The organism is Nitrospirillum bahiense, assembly GCF_007828025.1.
Classification (GTDB): Bacteria; Pseudomonadota; Alphaproteobacteria; order Azospirillales; family Azospirillaceae; genus Nitrospirillum; species Nitrospirillum amazonense.
Genome location: NZ_VITO01000002.1, coordinates 425860 through 444352 on the forward strand (window position 1 = coordinate 425860; position 18493 = coordinate 444352).

Annotated in this window: 13 protein-coding genes; 11 read left to right on the forward strand and 2 right to left on the reverse strand. The window is 68.4% G+C overall.

What is annotated here, in order from left to right; genetic code table 11:
- The first annotated feature begins 438 nt into the window (after nucleotides 1–438).
- The 11 genes from kdpF (at nucleotide 439) to FBZ88_RS04620 (ending at nucleotide 16708) form a co-directional block, all read left to right on the forward strand.
- Nucleotides 439–525, forward strand: a complete 87-nt coding sequence (gene kdpF / locus FBZ88_RS04570) for a K(+)-transporting ATPase subunit F (RefSeq protein WP_081486685.1) — start codon at nucleotides 439–441, stop codon at nucleotides 523–525.
- Between the two features lie 43 nt (nucleotides 526–568).
- Nucleotides 569–2296, forward strand: coding sequence for a potassium-transporting ATPase subunit KdpA (gene kdpA, locus FBZ88_RS04575; protein WP_145615617.1), 1728 nt, complete (start codon nucleotides 569–571; stop codon nucleotides 2294–2296).
- Between the two features lie 52 nt (nucleotides 2297–2348).
- Nucleotides 2349–4505: a potassium-transporting ATPase subunit KdpB gene (gene kdpB, locus FBZ88_RS04580; RefSeq protein WP_246138491.1), complete on the forward strand. Its 2157-nt coding sequence runs from the start codon at nucleotides 2349–2351 to the stop codon at nucleotides 4503–4505.
- 16 nt (nucleotides 4506–4521) lie between these two features.
- A complete protein-coding gene (gene kdpC, locus FBZ88_RS04585) occupies nucleotides 4522–5124 on the forward strand; it encodes a potassium-transporting ATPase subunit KdpC (protein ID WP_145615618.1) in 603 nt (200 codons plus the stop codon).
- 127 nt (nucleotides 5125–5251) lie between these two features.
- On the forward strand, nucleotides 5252–7954 hold the full coding sequence (locus FBZ88_RS04590) for a sensor histidine kinase (RefSeq protein WP_186464196.1): 2703 nt from the start codon (nucleotides 5252–5254) through the stop codon (nucleotides 7952–7954).
- A gap of 10 nt (nucleotides 7955–7964) precedes the next feature.
- Entirely contained in the window at nucleotides 7965–8666 is a 702-nt protein-coding gene (locus tag FBZ88_RS04595) for a response regulator (RefSeq protein WP_145615619.1), read from the forward strand.
- Nucleotides 8667–8809: 143 nt separating this feature from the next.
- A complete protein-coding gene (locus FBZ88_RS04600; RefSeq protein ID WP_211102512.1) occupies nucleotides 8810–9385 on the forward strand; it encodes a PTS sugar transporter subunit IIA in 576 nt (191 codons plus the stop codon).
- Between the two features lie 123 nt (nucleotides 9386–9508).
- Nucleotides 9509–10297 (forward strand): CBS domain-containing protein, encoded by a 789-nt coding sequence (locus tag FBZ88_RS04605; RefSeq protein WP_186464197.1) that lies wholly within the window; start codon nucleotides 9509–9511, stop codon nucleotides 10295–10297.
- Between the two features lie 216 nt (nucleotides 10298–10513).
- Nucleotides 10514–12943 carry a glycoside hydrolase family 2 TIM barrel-domain containing protein gene (locus FBZ88_RS04610; protein WP_186464198.1) on the forward strand — a complete coding sequence of 810 codons (2430 nt, stop codon included), beginning with the start codon at nucleotides 10514–10516 and terminating at the stop codon, nucleotides 12941–12943.
- 97 nt (nucleotides 12944–13040) lie between these two features.
- Nucleotides 13041–14366 carry an alpha-L-fucosidase gene (locus FBZ88_RS04615; protein WP_186464199.1) on the forward strand — a complete coding sequence of 442 codons (1326 nt, stop codon included), beginning with the start codon at nucleotides 13041–13043 and terminating at the stop codon, nucleotides 14364–14366.
- 65 nt (nucleotides 14367–14431) lie between these two features.
- Complete coding sequence (locus tag FBZ88_RS04620; protein WP_246138492.1) at nucleotides 14432–16708, forward strand: glycoside hydrolase family 31 protein; 2277 nt, start codon at nucleotides 14432–14434, stop codon at nucleotides 16706–16708.
- A gap of 56 nt (nucleotides 16709–16764) precedes the next feature.
- Here the strand turns inward: FBZ88_RS04620 and gstA are convergent, their stop codons facing one another.
- Entirely contained in the window at nucleotides 16765–17379 is a 615-nt protein-coding gene (gene gstA, locus FBZ88_RS04625; protein WP_145615624.1) for a glutathione transferase GstA, read from the reverse strand.
- A gap of 127 nt (nucleotides 17380–17506) precedes the next feature.
- On the reverse strand, nucleotides 17507–18379 hold the full coding sequence (locus tag FBZ88_RS04630; protein WP_145615625.1) for an NmrA family NAD(P)-binding protein: 873 nt from the start codon (nucleotides 18377–18379) through the stop codon (nucleotides 17507–17509).
- Nucleotides 18380–18493: the final 114 nt, after the last annotated feature.

Here is an 18493-nt window from a genome sequence, read left to right on the forward strand (position 1 = left end):
TTCCGCAGCGCCGGGGTGTCGCTCCCGTTTCCAGGGAGAACTTATCCGCCGTTTGCCGGGAATTGCCAAAGGGATTGAGGCAGCTCCGTTCCGCCGCCCTTTATTCGCCCCCATGCCGGATTTTCCATTCATCCAATCGGAATAGGCGGCCAACCCATTGAGGTCAGGGCGGTTTTGCCCGTCAGCCCGCGCCATCCGCCCCGGCCGCCGTTAAAATCCTTTTATTTCCAGCCCCCGGCTTTGCCATCGAATTTTGATGGCCATCGGCTGTCTCCTCAGCATCGACCCATCCCGCCCGGAAAGCGCCCCGTCGAGGGCCTTCCGGGTTTCGTTCGTGAGGAACATCCGCATGCTCGACGTCATCCTGCTCGCCCTGCTGGTGGGGCTTTTCGGCCTGGGCGTGGCCTACGCCTACGCCTGCGAAAGGCTGTGACCGCCATGTTCGACCTGATCCTGGGCGCTGCCGTCTCGGTCGGCCTGACCCTTTACCTCGTCTACGTCCTGATCCGGCCCGAGCGCTTCTGAGCGCGGTCCGCAGGCCCCATACGCGTGTGCGGAGATTTCCCCCGTGACTTTCAACGGCATCCTACAGATCGCGCTGTTCGCGGCGATCATCCTGGTCCTGACGCGGCCCCTGGGCGGCTTCATGACCCGCGTCTTCTCCGGCGAGAACACCCTGTTCGGCCGCGTCTTCGGCCCTGTCGAGCGCGCCCTCTACCGCGTCTGCGGCGTGGATGAGACGGCGGAGCAGCACTGGCTGACCTATGCCGTCGCCATGATGCTGTTCAATCTGGTGGGCGCCCTGGTGCTGTACGCGCTGATGCGCTTGCAGGCCCTGTTGCCCTTCAATCCGCAGGGGCAGGCGGCGGTGGCGCCGGACCTGTCCTTCAACACCGCCATCAGCTTCGTCACCAACACCAACTGGCAGGCTTACGGCGGCGAGACCACCATGGGCTATCTGGTGCAGATGGCGGGCCTGACGGTGCAGAACTTCATGTCCGCCGCCACGGGCATCGTGCTGGCGCTGGCGCTGGTGCGCGGCTTCAGCCGCCGCGGCGCCCGCACCATCGGCAACTTCTGGGTCGACCTGACCCGCGCCACCCTCTACGTGCTGCTGCCCGCCTGCGTGGTCCTGACCCTGTTCTACGTCTGGCAGGGCGTGCCGCAGAACCTGTTGGCCTATACCGAGGCGACCACGCTGGAAGGGGCCAAGCAGATCATCGCGCAGGGGCCCGTGGCCTCGCAGCTGGCCGTCAAGATGCTGGGCACCAACGGCGGCGGCTTCTTCAACGCCAACTCCGCCCACCCGTTCGAGAACCCCAACGCCCTGGTCAATCTGGTGCAGATGCTGAGCATCTTCGCCATCGGCGCCGGCCTGACCAACGTCTTCGGCCGCATGGTGGGCAACGAGCGCCAGGGCTGGGCCATCCTGGCCGCCATGGGCGCCATGTTCATCGTCGGCGTCGGCGTCTGCTACTGGGCCGAGTCCCAGGCCAACCCGCTGTACGCCGGCCTGCCGGTGGATCAGGCGGTCAGCGCCCTGTCGCCGGGTGGCAACATGGAGGGCAAGGAGGTGCGCTTCGGCATCGCCAACACCGCCCTGTTCGCCACCATCACCACCGATGCCTCCTGCGGCGCCGTCAACGGCTGGCACGACAGCTTCATGCCCCTGGGCGGCATGGTGCCCCTAGTCAACATGCTGCTGGGCGAGGTCATCGTCGGCGGCGTGGGCGCCGGCCTCTACGGCATCCTGCTGATGGCGATCATCGCCATGTTCGTGGCCGGCCTGATGGTGGGCCGCACGCCGGAATACATCGGCAAGAAGCTGGAGGCCAAGGAAGTGAAGATGACGGTGCTGGCCATCCTGGCCATGCCGCTGGTCATCCTGGTGTTCAGCGCCATCTCCTCCGCCATTCCGGCGGGTGTCGCCGGTATCGCCAACAACGGCCCGCACGGCTTCTCGGAAATCTTCTACGCCTACTCCTCCGGTGCGGCGAACAACGGCAGCGCCTTCGGCGGCCTGTCGGCCAACACCCTTTGGTACAACGTGAGCCTGGGCGTGACCATGTTCGTGGGCCGCTTCTTCATCATCATCCCGGCCCTGGCCATCGCCGGCGCCCTGGCCGCGAAGAAGTCCGTGCCCGCCTCCGCCGGCACCTTCCCCACCACCGGCCCGCTGTTCGTCAGCCTGCTGGTGGGCGTGATCCTGATCGTGGGTGGCCTGACCTACTTCCCCGCCGTGGCGCTGGGGCCGGTGGTCGAGCACCTGCAGATGATGGCCGGCACCACCTACTGACCCCCGGGTAGACCCCTTGCATTGGCGTCATCCGTTCTTCGGAGATTTTGAGATGTCATCCCCTTCCATGTTCCACCCGGGGCAGCAGCCGGCGGCCCCCCAGCAGCCGGACGCACCGACCCGCCGGGGCACCAAGTCCGCCCTGCTGGATCCGGCCATCCTGGGCCCGGCGGTCAAGGCCAGCTTCACCAAGCTGAACCCCGCCACCCTGGTGCGTAACCCCGTCATGTTCCTGGTGGCGGCGGTGGCGCTGCTGACCACCGTGCTGCTGGCGCGCGACCTGGCCACCGGCGCCCAGGGCACCGGCTTCTCCTTCCAGATCGTGCTGTGGCTGTGGTTCACGGTGCTGTTCGCCAACTTCGCCGAGGCGGTGGCCGAGGGCCGGGGCAAGGCCCAGGCCGACAGCCTGCGCAAGACCCGCACCGAGACGGTGGCCAAGCGCCTGACTGGCCCCATGGTCGCCAGGGGGGCGGCCGTCACCAGCTTTCAGACGGTGGGGGCCGCCGACCTGAAGGTGGGTGACCACGTGGTGGTCGACGCCGGCGACATCATTCCCAGCGATGGTGAGATTGTCGACGGCATCGCCACCGTGGACGAGTCCGCCATCACCGGTGAATCGGCGCCCGTCATCCGCGAAAGCGGCGGCGACCGCTCGGCCGTCACCGGCGGCACCCGCGTGCTGTCGGACCGCATCATCGTCCGCATCACGGCGGCGCAAGGCTCCACGTTCCTCGACCGCATGATCGCGCTGGTCGAGGGGGCGGAGCGGCAGAAGACCCCCAACGAGATCGCGCTCAACATCCTGCTGGTGGGCATGAGCCTGATCTTCATCCTGGCGGTCGTCACCATCCCGGGCTTCGCGGCCTACGCCGGCGGCACGGTGTCGGTGGTGGTGCTGGTGGCGCTGTTCGTCACCCTGATCCCCACCACCATCGGCGCGCTGTTGTCCGCCATCGGCATCGCCGGCATGGACCGCCTGGTGCGCTTCAACGTCCTGGCCATGTCCGGCCGCGCGGTGGAGGCGGCGGGCGACGTCGATACCCTGCTGCTGGACAAGACCGGTACCATCACCCTGGGCAACCGCCACGCCGCCGAGTTCATCCCCGTCTCGGGCGTCACCGACAAGGAATTGGCGGAGGCCGCCCAGCTGTCGTCGCTGAGCGACGAGACGCCGGAGGGCCGCTCCATCGTCGTGCTGGCCAAGGAAAAGTACGGCCTGCGCGGCAAAGACATGGGGGCGCTGAACGCCCGCTTCGTCCCCTTCGCCGCCCAGACGCGCATGAGCGGCGTTGATCTGGCCAATGAAAACGGGGAGGGCGGCATCCAGATCCGCAAGGGCGCGGTTGACGCCGTGCTGCGCCACGTGACGGCCCTGCGGGGCAGCCAGCCCGTGCGCCATCCGGAGCTGGAGGCCATCACCGAGCGCATCGCCAAGGCCGGCGGCACGCCGCTGGCGGTGGTGCGCAACGACCGGGTGCTGGGCGTCATCTACCTGAAGGACATCGTCAAGGGCGGCATCCGCGACCGCTTTGCCGAACTGCGCCGCATGGGCATCCGCACGGTGATGATCACGGGCGACAACCCGCTGACCGCCGCCGCCATCGCGGCCGAGGCGGGCGTCGACGACTTCCTGGCCCAGGCCACGCCGGAGGACAAGCTGGCCCTGATCCGCAAGGAACAGGCCGAGGGCCGCCTGGTCGCCATGTGCGGCGACGGCACCAACGACGCCCCGGCCCTGGCCCAGGCGGACGTGGGTGTCGCCATGAACACCGGCACCCAGGCCGCCCGCGAGGCCGGCAACATGGTGGACCTGGACAGCGACCCGACGAAGCTGATCGAGATCGTGGGCATCGGCAAACAGCTGCTGATGACCCGCGGCGCCTTGACCACCTTCTCCATCGCCAACGACGTGGCCAAGTACTTCGCCATCATCCCGGCGATGTTCGCGGGCCTGTATCCGGCGCTGAACGCCCTGAACATCATGCACCTGGCCACGCCGCAGTCGGCCATCCTGTCGGCCATCATCTTCAACGCCCTGGTCATCATCGCGCTGATCCCGCTGGCCCTGAAGGGCGTGCGGTACCGCGCCCTGCCGGCCGCCAGCCTGCTGTCGCGCAACATGCTGGTCTATGGCCTGGGCGGCATCATCATTCCCTTCATCGGCATCAAGGCCATCGATATGGTCGTGACCGCCGTCGGCCTGGCCTAAAGGAGGCCCGAGAGCCATGCTCAAGCAAATCCGTCCGGCCCTTTCGCTGGCTGTCTTCTTCACCATCGTCTGCGGCCTGATCTATCCCCTGGGCATGACCGGCATCGCCCGTGTCCTGTTCCCGCATCAGGCCAACGGCAGCCTGATCACCGCCAAGGACGGCACGGTCATCGGGTCCACCCTGATCGGGCAGAACTTCACGTCGGAGAAGTACTTCTGGGGCCGCCCGTCGGTGACCACCGACACCGACCCCAACGACAGCACCAAGACGGTGGCCGCCCCCTACAACGCCGCCAACTCCATGGGTTCCAACCTGGGCCCCACGTCCAAGGCGCTGGTCGACCGCATCGCCGGTGACGCGGAGAAGTACGGCGCCACCAAGGACCACCCGGTGCCGGTGGACCTGGTGACCGCCTCGGCCAGTGGCCTAGACCCCGACATCTCGCCCGCCGGCGCCTATTACCAGGTGGCGCGCGTGGCCAAGGCCCGGGGCATGACCGAGGCCGCCGTGCGCGGCCTGGTGGACGCCCATGTCGAGGGCCGCCTGCTGGGCCTGATCGGGGAGCCGCACGTGAACGTCCTGGCGCTGAACCGCGCCCTGGATGCGGCGCATCCGTGAGGTAACCGCTTGCCTTGAAGGGAAAAGCTCGCCGCTTCGGAACCGTTGGCGCTATTGTCGGCCAGCGCTCCGGAGCGGCGGCTTTTGCCGTTTGTTTTCCGGGCCTTTGAGAGATCGACCCTCCACCGTGACCAACGCCGACTACACCAACCGCCCGTCGCCAGACGCCCTGCTGAGCCAGGCCATGCAGGAGCGCCGGGGCAAGTTGCGCATCTATCTCGGCGCCGCCCCGGGCGTGGGCAAGACCTACCAGATGCTGGAAACGGCGCGGCAGCTGAAGGCGGAGGGCGTGGACGTGGTGGTGGGCGTGGTGGAAACCCACGGCCGGCGCGAGACGGAGGCCATGGTGGCCGGGCTGGAGGTCGTGCCCCGCCGGGTGCTGGAGTACAAGGGCCGCACCCTGGAGGAGATGGACATCGACGCCCTGCTGCGCCGCCGTCCCCGCCTGGCCCTGGTGGATGAGTTGGCCCACACCAACGCGGCGGGCAGCCGGCACGCCAAGCGCTATTCCGATGTGGAGGAGCTGCTGGCCGCCGGCATCGACGTGCTGACCACGCTGAACATCCAGCATGTGGAAAGCCTGAACGACGTGGTGGCGCAGATCACCCGCATCCGCGTGCGCGAGACGGTGCCGGACAGCGTGCTGGAGATGGCGGACGAGATCGAGGTCATCGACCTGCCGCCGCAGGACCTGATCAAGCGCCTGAACGAGGGCAAGGTCTATATCCGCGAGCAGGCGCAGCGGGCGCTGAAGCACTATTTCTCCCCCGGCAACCTGACGGCCCTGCGTGAGCTGGCGCTGCGGCGCACGGCGCAGCGGGTGGACGACCAGATGCTGTCCTACATGCAGCGCCACGCCATCCAGGGCCCCTGGGCGGCGGGCGACCGCGTGCTGGTCTGCGTGTCCGAGGACAGGACCGCCGGCGGCCTGGTGCGCTACGCCAAGCGCCTGGCCGACCGGCTGAAGACCCGCTTCACCGCCCTGTACGTGGAAACCGCGCGCACCCAGCGCCTGACGGAGGCGGCGCGCGACCGCATCGCCGACACCCTGCGCCTGGCGGAGCAGCTGGGGGGCGAGGCCATCACCGTGCCCGGCCGCACCATCGCCGCCGACGTGCTGGGCTACGCCCGCGCCAACAACTTCACCCACATCATCATCGGCAAGTCCGAACGGCCGCGCTGGTTCGAGATCGTGCACGGCTCGGTGGTGCACGAGCTGGTGCGCAAGGCCGGCACCATCTCCGTCCACGTCATCGCCGGCGACGCGGTGGAGGCGGACGAGATCCCGCCCAAGATGGTGCGCACCCGGCCGGAATCCAGCGGCCTGGCGTGGCAGCCCTACGGCGTGGCGACGCTGATGGTGGGCCTGGCCACCGTGGTCAGCACCCTGCTGGGCAACACCATGGACGTGCGCAATCTCTCGCTCGTCTACATCGCCGCCGTCCTGGCCAGCGCCATCCTGCACGGCTACGGCCCCTCGCTGTTCGCCTCCTGCCTCAGCGTGCTGGCCTACAATTTCTTTTTCCTGCCGCCGCTGTACACCTTCACCATCCGCGACCCCTCCAACGTGGTGGCGCTGGTGTTCTTCACCATCGTCGCCGTCTTCACCAGCCGCCTGACGGCGCGGGTGAGGGAGCAGGCGACCATCGCCGCCAACCGCGCCCGCATCACCGCGCAGATGTTCTCCTTCGCGCGCAAGCTGGCCGGCATCGGCGAGATGGAGGATTTGCTGTGGGCGACCACGCACCAGGTGGCGCTGCTGCTGAAGGTGCGCGTCGTGCTGCTGATGCCCGACGACCATGGCGCCCTGGAGGTGAGGGCGGGCTACCCACCGGAGGACCAGGTGGGGGAGATGGATCTGGCCGCCGCGCGCTGGGCCTATGACAACGCCAAGCCGGCGGGGCGCGGCGCCCCCACGCTGCCGGGCACCCAGCGCCTGTTCCTGCCCGTGCGGACGGAACGGGGCGTGGTGGCGGTGGTGGGCGTGGACACCGACGACCCCGGCCCCATCCTGACGCCGGACCAGCGCCGCCTGCTGGATGCCATCATGGACCAGGCGGCCGTGGCCATCGAGCGGGTGAAGCTGGTGCAGGACATCGACAAGGCGCGGCTGGAAGGGGAGACGGAACGCCTGCGCTCCGCCATGCTGACCTCGCTGTCGCACGATTTGCGCACGCCGCTGGCCGCCATCATCGGCACCGCCACCACCCTCAAGAGCGAGGGGGAAGGGCTGGAGCCCGCCACCCGCGCCCAGCTGACCGGCGATCTGCTGGTGGAGGCGGAGCGCATGGGACGCTTCGTGCGCAACCTGCTGGACATGACGCGGCTGGAGGCCGGGCTGGACATCCGCCGCGAGCCGACGGACCTGGTGGACGTGGTGCACACCGCCACCCAGCGGGCCAAGCCCATCCTGGCCGGCCGGCCGCTGGACCTGGATCTGGCGGCCGACCTGCCGCTGGTGCGCACCGACTACCTGCTGCTGGAACAGGTGCTGTTCAACCTGCTGGACAACGCCGCCAAGTATTCCGGGCCCGAGGGCAGGGTGGGCGTGAGCGCGGCGCGGCGGCACAACCATGTCGTCATCCGCGTGATGGATGAGGGCGTGGGCATCCCGCCCGACAGCCTGGAGCGCATCTTCGACAAGTTCTATCGGGTGGAGGCGCGGGACCACCGCCAGGCCGGCACCGGCCTGGGCTTGGCCATCTGCCGCGGCTTCATGACGGCCCTGGGCGGCACCATCAAGGCCGCCAACCGTACCGACAAGACCGGCGCCGTGTTCGAATTGACGCTGCCCACCGACGACGCGCTAGATGCCTGGATGTTGGAATAGGGTTGAGATCATGAGCAAACCCCATCGCATCCTGGTGATCGAGGACGAGGTGGCCATCCGCCGGCTGCTGCGCGCCGTGCTGGCCCCCCAAGGCTGGACCTTGGTGGAGGCGGCGACGGCGCAGGAGGGGCTGGTGCAGGCCCGCCTGCCGGGCGTGGACCTCATCCTGCTGGATCTGGGACTGCCCGATGGCGACGGCCTGGACCTGGTGGGCAAGCTGAAGGCCGAGCGCCCAACGCCCATCATCATCCTGTCCAGCCGCGACCAGGAGGAGGACAAGGTGGCGGCGCTGGACCTGGGTGCCGACGACTATGTCACCAAGCCCTTCGGCACGGCGGAGCTGATGGCCCGCATCCGCGCGGCCCTGCGCCACGCCGTGCAGCAGCAGGGCGGCCGCTCGGTGGTGAATGCCGGTGGGCTGGCCATCGACCTCATCAACCGGCAGGTCACGCGGGGAGAGGAAAAGCTGCACCTGTCGCCCACGGAGTTCGATCTGCTGCGCTTCCTGGCGGCGCACGCCGGCAAGATTCTGACCCACCGGCAAATCCTCAAGGAAGTCTGGGGGCCCGCCAAGGAAGACGAGGTGCAGTACTTGCGGGTCTACATCCGCATGCTGCGCCAGAAGATTGAAAGCGACCCCAACGCACCGGGAATCATTCAGACGGAACCCGGTATCGGCTACCGCCTGGTCATTAGCGACGAATCTCTTTGATTCAATAGGGATCTTAAGGAAACGAATCATGGACGGGCATCCATACCCTGCGGGCAGGCGCGTTATGCTGTCGCACTTGGGGCTTCCCAAAGGCCCCGAGATCGCTTATTTGACGGCCATCGGTCACCAGTACGGTTGTTTTCATGCTCCGCTCCAGCGTGGCGTCCCGATGGGCCTTCGCCGCTCCCAAGGTCGCTGACGTCATGGCGTCGATCACATCCGATCCGTCATCTGCGCCCACCGGCGCCCCTTCCGGCACCGGTTCCTCCCTGGCGCCGTCTTCCGTCGGGCTGGGCCTTTCGGTGGCCTCCAAGGACGCCGTCCTGAAGGAAATCGCCCTGCGCATCGCCGCCGCCGGCGCGCTGGATGTCGGTGCCGTCCTGGATGATCTGCGCGCCCGTGAGGCGCTGGGCTCGACCGGCGTTGGCGCCGGCATCGCCATCCCCCACGCCCGCTTCAGCAGCATCAGCCGCCCCATCGGCGCCTTCGTCCGCCTGGCCAAGCCGGTGGAATTCGAGGCCATTGACGGCGCGCCCGTGGATCTGGTCTTCGGCCTGCTGACCCCCGTCCATTGCGGCAACGCCCATCTGCAGGCCCTGGCCCGCATCAGCCGCGCCCTGCGCACCCCCGGCCTGGCCGCCACCCTGCGCGCCGCGCCGGACGCCTTGTCCCTGCACGCCCTAGTCGCCCCCATCCTGGATGCCGGCGCCGCCTGCTGAGGTCACCGTTTTTTCGGTCACCGTTTTTTTTCGGGACACATGCGGCCGCTGAATTGAGCCGCATCAAGGACGCGCTCCGGCCTTGAGCCCATGATGGCCCCATCCCAACCGGAGGATGCCATCATGGCCGCGCCCGCCCCGACCTTAGAGATTTTCAAGCCCACCGCCGTTCGCCAGATCATGACGCCGGGCGTCCTGACCGTTCGCCCGGACACGCCCCTGGTCGACGCCTTGCGCCTGATGGTGCGCAATCGCATCAGCGGCCTGCCCGTAGTGGAGGATGACGTCGCCGCCGATGGTGGCGGCTGCCGCGTCGTCGGCGTCCTGACCGAGGGCGACCTCATGCGCCGGGCCGAAACGGGAACAGAGGTCCACGACCGCTGGTGGCAGCGCATGTTCACCACCCCGGGCGACCAGGCGGACCAGTACAGCAAGATGCATGGCCGCCGGGTGGAGGAGGTGATGACCCGCGACGTCCTGACCGTGGACGTGGACGACGACATCGCCACCGCCGTCGCCCTGATGGACCGCCACAAGGTGAAGCGGCTGCCCGTACTGGCCCACGGCCACCTGGCCGGTGTCATCAGCCGCGCCGACGTGGTGCGGGCCCTGCTGCACACCTTCGACCTGGCCACGCCTCGGGGGGAGGAGCCGCCCCTGCTGGACGCCGAAATCCGCTACCGTCTGCTGATGGAACTGGCCGACAAGCGCTGGTGGGCCGACAGCCGGGTGGATGTGGTGGTGGAAAACGGTATCGTCACCCTGACCGGTGCCGTCTACGACGCCCGGGTGGCCCAGGCCTTCCGCGTGGTGGCGGAGAACGGCCCCGGCGTGCGGGAGGTGCGCGACCACCTGGTGGTGGCCGAGGGCCTGCCCGGCTGGGCCGGCGTCGACAACGCCTTCGTGGCGTGAGGCAACTTTCGCCGCCTGGAAGCCCCGGCGCCGTGGAATGAACCCACGGGCGCCGGCCCCTGTCACCCCGTGCGCAGTTGACATTAAGCTGATTACTCCGACAAATGGTCGCGGATGTTAGCGCTATCACCAGGACGGCTACGCCTGCCTGGTCCGCGCCAAAATAAGCAGGGGCCCGTTGTGATACGGGAGGCGGGCCCCGGGGAGAACAGCGTGATGCCACGAAGCTGCGGCCGCGTCCTGGCGCTGACGGCGCTGCTCGCCGTCCTGTCCACCACTGTCCAAGCGGAACAACTGCCCCTGATCTCAGGCTGGCGGGTCCATCGGGGCGAGGTGGCGGGTGCCGAGGCCGTGGCGTTCGATGACAGGGACTGGCGGTCGGTCACCGTTCCCCATGACGCTTCCATCGACGACCATGCCGATGGCACGCCGCCGTTCGACGCGCAGGCGATCGCGGGGCAGGACTCCGGTTACCTGCCGGGGGGGCAGGCCTGGTACCGCCGGCACCTGGTGCTGGACGCGGCGCGGGCGGCCCGCGTCATCCGCCTGAATTTTGAAGCCGTCTACATGGATGCCGACGTCTGGCTGAACGGCCAGCCGCTGGCGCGGCATCGCTATGGCTACACCGCCTTCAGCCTTGATCTCACGGGCAAGGTGCGCCCCGGTGACAACGTCATCGCCGTGCGGGTCAACCATCCCGATCCGTCGTCGCGCTGGTATGCCGGCACCGGCCTGATCCGCCCGGTCAGCCTGGATATCCTGGACCCTGTCCATCTTGACCCGGAGGGCACGGCCATCACCACCCCGGTGGCGACGGCGGAGCGGGGGCAGGTGGCGGTGCGGTCGGTGGTGGTGAACCGGTCGGCGCGCGCGGCGACGGTCGAGCTGCTGTCCCAGGTGGTGGCGGCCGACGGCGCCGTGGTCGCCCAGGCCCGGCAGGTGCGGCCGGTGGCGGCCAACGGCCGTGCGGATCTGGACCAGTCGCTCATGGTGGACCGGCCGGCGCTGTGGTCCCCGGACGCGCCCAACCTCTACACCCTGGTACAGCAGGTGCGTGTGGGCGGTGCGCTGAAGGATGAGCGGCGCACCCACTTCGGCATCCGCACCATCACCGTCGATGCGCGCCAGGGCCTGCGCATCAATGGCCAAAAGGTGGTGCTGAAGGGCGGCAACATCCACCACGACAATTACATGGTCGGGGCCGCCGGCCTGCCCGACGCGGACGCGCGTAAGGTCGCGCTGATGAAGGCCGCCGGCTACAACGCCATCCGCAGCGCCCACAACCCCGCCAGCCAGGCGACGCTGGACGCCGCCGACGCCCTGGGCATGCTGGTCATCGACGAGGCGTTCGACGCCTGGGACAAGCCCAAGCGCGCCCAGGACTACGCCCGCTTCTTCGCGCAGGATTGGGCGGCCGACCTGGACAGCCTGGTGGTCAGCGGCCGCAACCATCCCAGCGTGCTGTTCTGGAGCATCGGCAACGAGATACCGGAGCAAGGAACGCCGGAGGGGGCGGAGACGGGCCGGCGGCTGGCGGAGCGCGTGCGCCGCCTGGACCCCACCCGCCCCGTGATCCAGGCGGTCAGCATCGACGGGCCCGACAACGCCCGCCAGTTCGCCGTGCTGGACGTGGCGGGCTACAACTACCGCGCCCATCTGTTCGGCCCGGACCATGTCCAGTTCCCCGACCGGGTCATGCTGACCACCGAGTCCACGCCCAAGGACGCCTTCCAATACTGGCGGCCGGTGGAAACCATGCCCTGGGTGATCGGCGATTTCGTCTGGACGGCGGTCGACTACATTGGCGAGGCCGGCATCGGCTGGATGGGCTACAGCCAGGATTGGCAGAAACTGGCGCCTTATCCCTGGACCCTGGCCTATTGCGGCGAGATCGATGCCACGGGCCGTAAGCGGCCGGCGGCCTATTACCGCGAGGTGCTGTGGAAGACGGGCAACGACCCCATTTCCGCCTTCGTACGCCAGCCGCCGGGGACGGAGGATTTGCCCGACCGGCATTACTTCCCCATCCAGCAGCCGCACCTGGACTGGTCGCTGGATGACGTCCACCCCAGCTGGACCTGGCCGGGGCAGGAGGGCAAGCCGCTGGAGGTGGTGGTCTACTCCGAATTCCCGGAGGTGGAGCTGTTCCTGAACGACCGCAGCCTGGGCCGTCATCCGGTGGGCGTGGACAGCGAATACAAGACCACCTTCCAGGTTCCCTACGCGCCCGGCCGTCTGGTCGCTGTCGGCTATCGCGACGGCCAGCCGGCGGGACGGTGGGAACTGCGCACTGCCGGTGCGCCCGTCCTGGCGCGGCTGTCGCTGGACCGGCCGACGGTGCGGGCCAATGGCGTGGACTTGGCCTATCTGACGGTGGAACTGGCTGATGCCGACGGCACGCCCGTCTATGCGCGGGATGCCGATCGCCTGGTAACCGTGCGGGTCGCGGGGGCTGGCGCGCTGGCTGGCATGGGCAACGGTGACCCGCGCGACGCGGGCAGCTTCCAGGCCGGTGAGCGGCGCACCTTCCATGGGCGGGTGGTCGCCGCTGTGCGGGCCGGGACGCAGGCCGGCCCCATCACCGTGGATGTCGCCCTTCCCGGCCTGCCGCCGCAACGTGTCACGTTGAACGCCGTCGCCCCCTGAGGCGGCGGGAACAGGGGTGCTCATGCGCATTCGACGCTTCCTGGCATTGTCCTTGTTCTGTGGCGGCATCCTGGCCGGCGCGGAGGCTGCCGCCGATGTGACCTTGCCGCCGCCGCCCTTTGGTCTGTCCGACGTGCGCACCGGGCCCGTGGCCGACCAGCGCGTGGCATGGTGGCGGCAGGCCCGCCTGGGCATGTTCATCCACTTCGGCGTCTATTCGGTCCTGGGTCATGGCGAATGGGCCATGTTCAGTGAGCACATTCCCAGAAACGACTATGCGAAGCTCGCGGATGACTTTCATCCCGATCCCGCGGCTCCCGCCGAATGGGCGAAGGTCGCGCGGCAGTCGGGCATGAAGTACATGGTGCTGACGGCTCGCCACCACGATGGATTTTCTTTATTCGCCTCGCGAGCGAATGATTTCAACGTCGCTACCCATAACAACGGGCAGGACGTCGTCAAAAACTACACGGATGCGGCCCGCCGCGAAGGGCTGCGTGTCGGACTATATTATTCGCCATTGGACTGGCGGTTCCCAGGCTACTTCATGCCGGACCTCTATCTGGATTCGGCCGAGGCCATGCGCAACCAGTATCATCGCGAGGTTGAGCAGCTGGCGACGGACTACGGCAAGATAGATCTGCTTTGGTATGACGGCGGCGGCGAGCAGTGGCTGGGCTTCGGCGGGCTGGAGTTCGACGGGGCCAAATGGGGCTCACGCGACCGGGGCAAGCCCTACACGGGTCGATTTTCCTGGCGGGACGGGGAGGTCGATCAGCGTTTGCACCAGCTGCAGCCGGACATCCTGGTCAACGATCGCACATCGGTTCCCGGCGATTGGCGGACCCGTGAAAACCCCGTCAACCTGGGGGGCTTCGACGATGTCCAGCCCTGGGAGTTGTGCATAACCCTGGCCGGCACCTGGGGATACCAGCCGGGGGCGAGGCCGCGGTCGCTAGATGAGCTGGTTCGCCTGCTGGTCCAGACCGCGACCCGTGACGGCAACCTTCTGGTGAACGTCGGCCCGGCGCCGGATGGGCACATCCCCCCGGACCAGATCGCGCGTCTGGGGGAACTGGGCGCGTGGCTGCAAAAATATGGCCGGGCCATATACGGGACGCGGGGCGGGCCCTTCCTTCCGACGGCGACCATGGGGGCCACCCGCGTGGACAGCACCGTGTTCCTGCATCTGCTGGGTGGGGAGGGCGACCACCTTCCCACGATCATCACGGTTCCAGAGTTCCCCGGCGGGCCCACGCTGTTGCGAGCGCGGCTGGTCGGGACGGGGGCCAGCTTGACGGTAAGCAAGGGGAAGGGCGGCACGGACATCGGCATTCCCCCGCAGGCGGCGCGGAATGGCATCGCCATTGTCGAGCTGTCCTATGACGGCCCGGTCATGGGGCTGGCGCCCCGGCCCCTGTGACCCCCCGCTTCTCCTATGAACAAACAACGACAGGGATGGCCATGCGCTCACCATTGAAGGATTTCATGTCCAGGCGCGTCCTGCCGGCAATCGGCATCGTACTGGCGCTCACGTCGGCGGCCCGGGCCGATACCGTGGTGGGAAGGCTGGACGACACCGGCGCGCTGGCCTTGCGCACCGAGCGCGGCGTCCTCACCCTCGAACCCTGGCAGGACGGCATCATCCATGTCCGGTTCGGGACGCCGGGCTACCGTGGCAACTACAATCCGGCCGTCATCGCCCAACCCGGTACTGTCGCCTTCCACGTGGATGAGACGGCCGACGCCTATGTGCTGACGACCGCGCGGCTGCATGTCCGCGTCGCCAAGCGGACGGCGGCCGTGACCTTCCTGGATGCCAAGGACCATGTGATCCTGGAGGAAGGGGACCGTGACGCCGGGGTGGGGGCCACCCAATGGTTCAAGACCGCGACGCCGGTCTACGGGCTGGGGCAGCACCAGAACGGGCTGCTGGACTATAGCGGCCACACCATCCACCTGCAGCAGGCCAACACCGACGTGGGCATTCCCATGCTGGTGTCGCCCACGGGCTTCGGCCTGCTGTGGAACAATGCCTCCGTCACCGATGTCGATGTTGGCACCGGCAAGGCGCCGCTGGGCATCCGCTCCGAGGCGGGGCCGGGCATCGACTATCATTTCATCCTGGGCCCCAAGCTGGACGATGTGGTCGCCGGTTATCGCGCGCTCACCGGGGATGTGCCCCTGATGGCCCGCTGGACCTGGGGCATGTGGCAGTCCAAGGAGCACTACAGCACCCAGGATGAACTGGTCGCCATCCCGCGCCGGTACCGGGACATGGGCGTGCCCATCGATGCCGTGGTGCAGGACTGGCAGTATTGGGCGGCGGGCCAGTGGGGCAGCCACCGGTTCGAGGCGTCGCGCTATCCCGACCCCAAGTCCATGGTCGGGGCGATCCATGACATGCACGTCCACACCATCATCTCGGTGTGGCCGCGCTTCGATTTGGGCACCGCCAATCTTGCGGAACTGGACCAGGCGGGCGCGGCCTTCCCGGACGCCTTCAACAATGTCTTCCCCGTTGGCTTTGGCCGCTGGTACGACGCCTGGAGCCCGAAAGGCCGGGAGATCTATTGGTCCCAGATCATGCGGAACCTGGGCGTCCTGGGCTTCGACGGCTGGTGGCTGGACGGGGATGAGGCCGAGCTGGGTGGCCAGACCGGCGAGATGCGGGAGCAGCTGACCGCCGCCGGCCCCGGCATCGTCGTCAACAACAGCTTCCCCCTGCTGCACACCGGCGGCGTCCATGACGGCATGCGGCGGGACCAGCCGGACAAGCGGGTGTTCATCCTGTCCCGCTCCGCCTACGCCGGACAGCAGCGCAACGGCGTCATCACCTGGTCGGGGGACACCCACGCCAGTTGGGAGACGCTGGCCAAGCAGATCCCGGCCGCGCTCAACTTCTCGCTGAGCGGCGAGCCCTACTGGTCGGCGGACATCGGCGGGTTCTTCAGCCCCGACCCGGCGAAGGACAAGGCCTATGCCGAGCTGTTCGTGCGCTGGCACCAGTTCGGCGTCTTCAACCCCATGTTCCGTATCCATGGCGCAGGGCAAGGCAAGGAGATCTGGAACTTCGACCCGGCCATCCAGAAGATCCTGATCGACGATGTCCGGCTGCGCTACCGCCTGCTGCCCTATATCTATTCCCTGTCCTGGGACGTGCTGAGCCATCGCGGGACGATGATGCGGGCGCTGGCCTTCGACTTCCCCGACGATGCCGACGCCCTGCGCGTCACCGACCAGTACATGTTCGGCAAGGCGTTCCTGGTGTCGCCCGTGCTGCAGGCGGGGGCCGCGACGCGCAGCGTCTATCTGCCGGGTGGCGGCCGATGGTTCGACTTCTGGACGGGGGTGGCGCAGCCGGGCGGCCGGCGGGTGGAGGCGAAGGCGGACCTGGCGACGCTGCCACTGTTCGTGCGCGCGGGCAGCATCGTGCCGCTGGGCCCCGTCAAGGCCTATGCCGACGCCCCCAGTGACGAACCGCTGGAACTGCGCGTCTACCCCGGCCGTGACGCGGCGTACGAACTGTATGACGATGAGGGCGACGGCTATGGCTACCAGGCGGGCAAGCGCGCGGTCATTCCCATGGCCTGGTCGGACAAGCAGCGCCGGCTGACCCTCCAGGCGCGAGACGGCACCTTCCCGGGCATGTCCCCGTCCATGAGCTTCCGCGTCGTCTGCGGTGCGGCGCCGGGGGCGTCGGACGCCAAGACCATCGCCTACACCGGGGCCGCCGTCACCGTTCCGCTGCCGCACTGCGAGTGACGACAGTGTCGAAGGGCCGCCCCGGCGGGGACGGCCCTTCATCACGGGCTGGTCGCTCAGGCGGCCAGCAAGCCCTCGGCCTTCAGCGCCGCCTGCACCTTGGGGCGCTGGCCCACGCGGATGACGAAGGCGGCGACCTTGGGATGGGCGGCGAGGTCGATGCCCACCTGGGCCGCCCAGGTCAGCACCACATAGGCATAGGCGTCGGCCACGGTGAAGGTTTCGCCGGTCAGATAGCTGCGGCCGTCGGCCAGCGTCCGCTCCAGGTGGGCGAAGCGGCGATCCAGGTTCTGCTTGGCCATCGCCTTGTAGTCATCCGGCGTGGCGGGGTTGAACAGCGGGCTGAAGCCCTTGTGCAGGTCCGTGGCGATGAAGTTCAGCCACTCCTGCACCTTGTAACGCGTCACGCTGCCGGCGGCGGGGATCAGGCCGCTGGCGGGGGCCTGGTCGGCCAGGTACTGCACGATCACGGCACCCTCGGTCAGCAGGCTGCCGTCGTCCAGGATCAGCGCCGGGACGGAGCCCTTGGGGTTGGTTTCCAGGAAGTTGGCGCCCGTCTCGGTCACCTTGGTCTTCAGGTCCACCGCCTCGATGCCGATGTCGAGGCCGGCCTCCAGCGCCACGATGTGCGGGGAGAGCGAGCAGGCGCCGGCCTTGTAGTAGAGCTTCATGGAATTTCCTCTGCCATTTCTGGGCCCTGGGTCCAGGGCCGCCCTTGGGAAGTGTGACACGGGATGCCATTCCTAAGGGCGGCGTTGCCGGATGCCAAGCGGCGAAATGGCCGCGCTCACTACCCGCCTATTGCCCTGGATCGCCCGCCACCAGCGCGCCGACGACCTGGGCCAGGGAGGTTTCCCCTTTCAGGGCGTGGGATCCTGCGTCGCGGAACTCGATCCAGCCTTCGTTGAAGCCGTCCAGCATGCGCATGCGGGGGCCGGGGTGCCGCATACCTTGGGCACGGAACTGCGCCTCCCAGGTCGTCCGCGGCACGGCCTGGGCGGTCACCGGACGGCCCAACGCCTGGGCGAAGGCCTGGGCCAGATCGTTGGGGGAAACCCGGGCGGGCCCCTCCAGATCCACCACGCGCAGGCCGGCCCACGTCTCCTGCAGCAGGCGGGCGGCGGTGCGGCCCACATCCCGGGTGGCGACCATGGGGAAGGGATGGTCCAGCGGCTGCAGGTGGCTGTGCAGCACGCCGGCTTCGCGCGCGGCGGCCACGTCCCAGGCAGCGTTTTCCATGAACCAGCCGGGGCGCAGGAAGGTGATGGGCAAGCCCAGGGCCGCCAGGCGCCGCTCACTCAGCGTGTGCTGGCTCAGCAGGTTGTCGTGCGGGGCGTCGGCGCCGATGGTGGACAGGCTGACCACCCGATGCGGCTGGGCCGCCGCCAGCGCCGTGGCCACCGCCTCGATGAGGCCCAGCGTGGCGGGATAGCCCGGCGCCGGGTCGAAGTTGGGCGGCAGCAGGACGAAGACGGCGGTGGCGCTGGTGAAAGCCTGGGTCAGGGCGGCGCTATCCTCCATGGTCGCCTGGGCGACCTCGCAGCCCTTGGCCGCCCAGGTCGCCCCCTTGGCGGCGTCGCGCACGACGGCGCGGACCGGCTGGCCCGCCGCCAGCAGCGCCTCGGCCACCGCGCCGCCGACCTTACCCGTGATGCCGGTGATGACGTACATGGTCCTTCTCCTTGATCCAGTGTCGGCCGCAGGCGGCCCGAGGCCTGGTTGTAGGCGGGAGAGAGATTTGAATCAGGCGCATCCTTGTCAGCGGAAGAATGATCTATAGTCACT

Bases quoted from the DNA above. Each gene is read 5' to 3' on its own strand.
- FBZ88_RS04600 (WP_211102512.1), top strand. From the start codon at position 8,810: ATGCTCCGCTCCAGCGTGGCGTCCCGATGGGCCTTCGCCGCTCCCAAG.
- FBZ88_RS04595 (WP_145615619.1), top strand. From the start codon at position 7,965: ATGAGCAAACCCCATCGCATCCTGGTGATCGAGGACGAGGTGGCCATC.
- kdpB (WP_246138491.1), top strand. From the start codon at position 2,349: ATGTCATCCCCTTCCATGTTCCACCCGGGGCAGCAGCCGGCGGCCCCC.
- FBZ88_RS04610 (WP_186464198.1), top strand. From the start codon at position 10,514: ATGCCACGAAGCTGCGGCCGCGTCCTGGCGCTGACGGCGCTGCTCGCC.
- kdpC (WP_145615618.1), top strand. From the start codon at position 4,522: ATGCTCAAGCAAATCCGTCCGGCCCTTTCGCTGGCTGTCTTCTTCACC.
- FBZ88_RS04605 (WP_186464197.1), top strand. From the start codon at position 9,509: ATGGCCGCGCCCGCCCCGACCTTAGAGATTTTCAAGCCCACCGCCGTT.
- gstA (WP_145615624.1), bottom strand. From the start codon at position 17,379: ATGAAGCTCTACTACAAGGCCGGCGCCTGCTCGCTCTCCCCGCACATC.
- FBZ88_RS04620 (WP_246138492.1), top strand. From the start codon at position 14,432: ATGTCCAGGCGCGTCCTGCCGGCAATCGGCATCGTACTGGCGCTCACG.
- FBZ88_RS04630 (WP_145615625.1), bottom strand. From the start codon at position 18,379: ATGTACGTCATCACCGGCATCACGGGTAAGGTCGGCGGCGCGGTGGCC.
- kdpF (WP_081486685.1), top strand. From the start codon at position 439: ATGTTCGACCTGATCCTGGGCGCTGCCGTCTCGGTCGGCCTGACCCTT.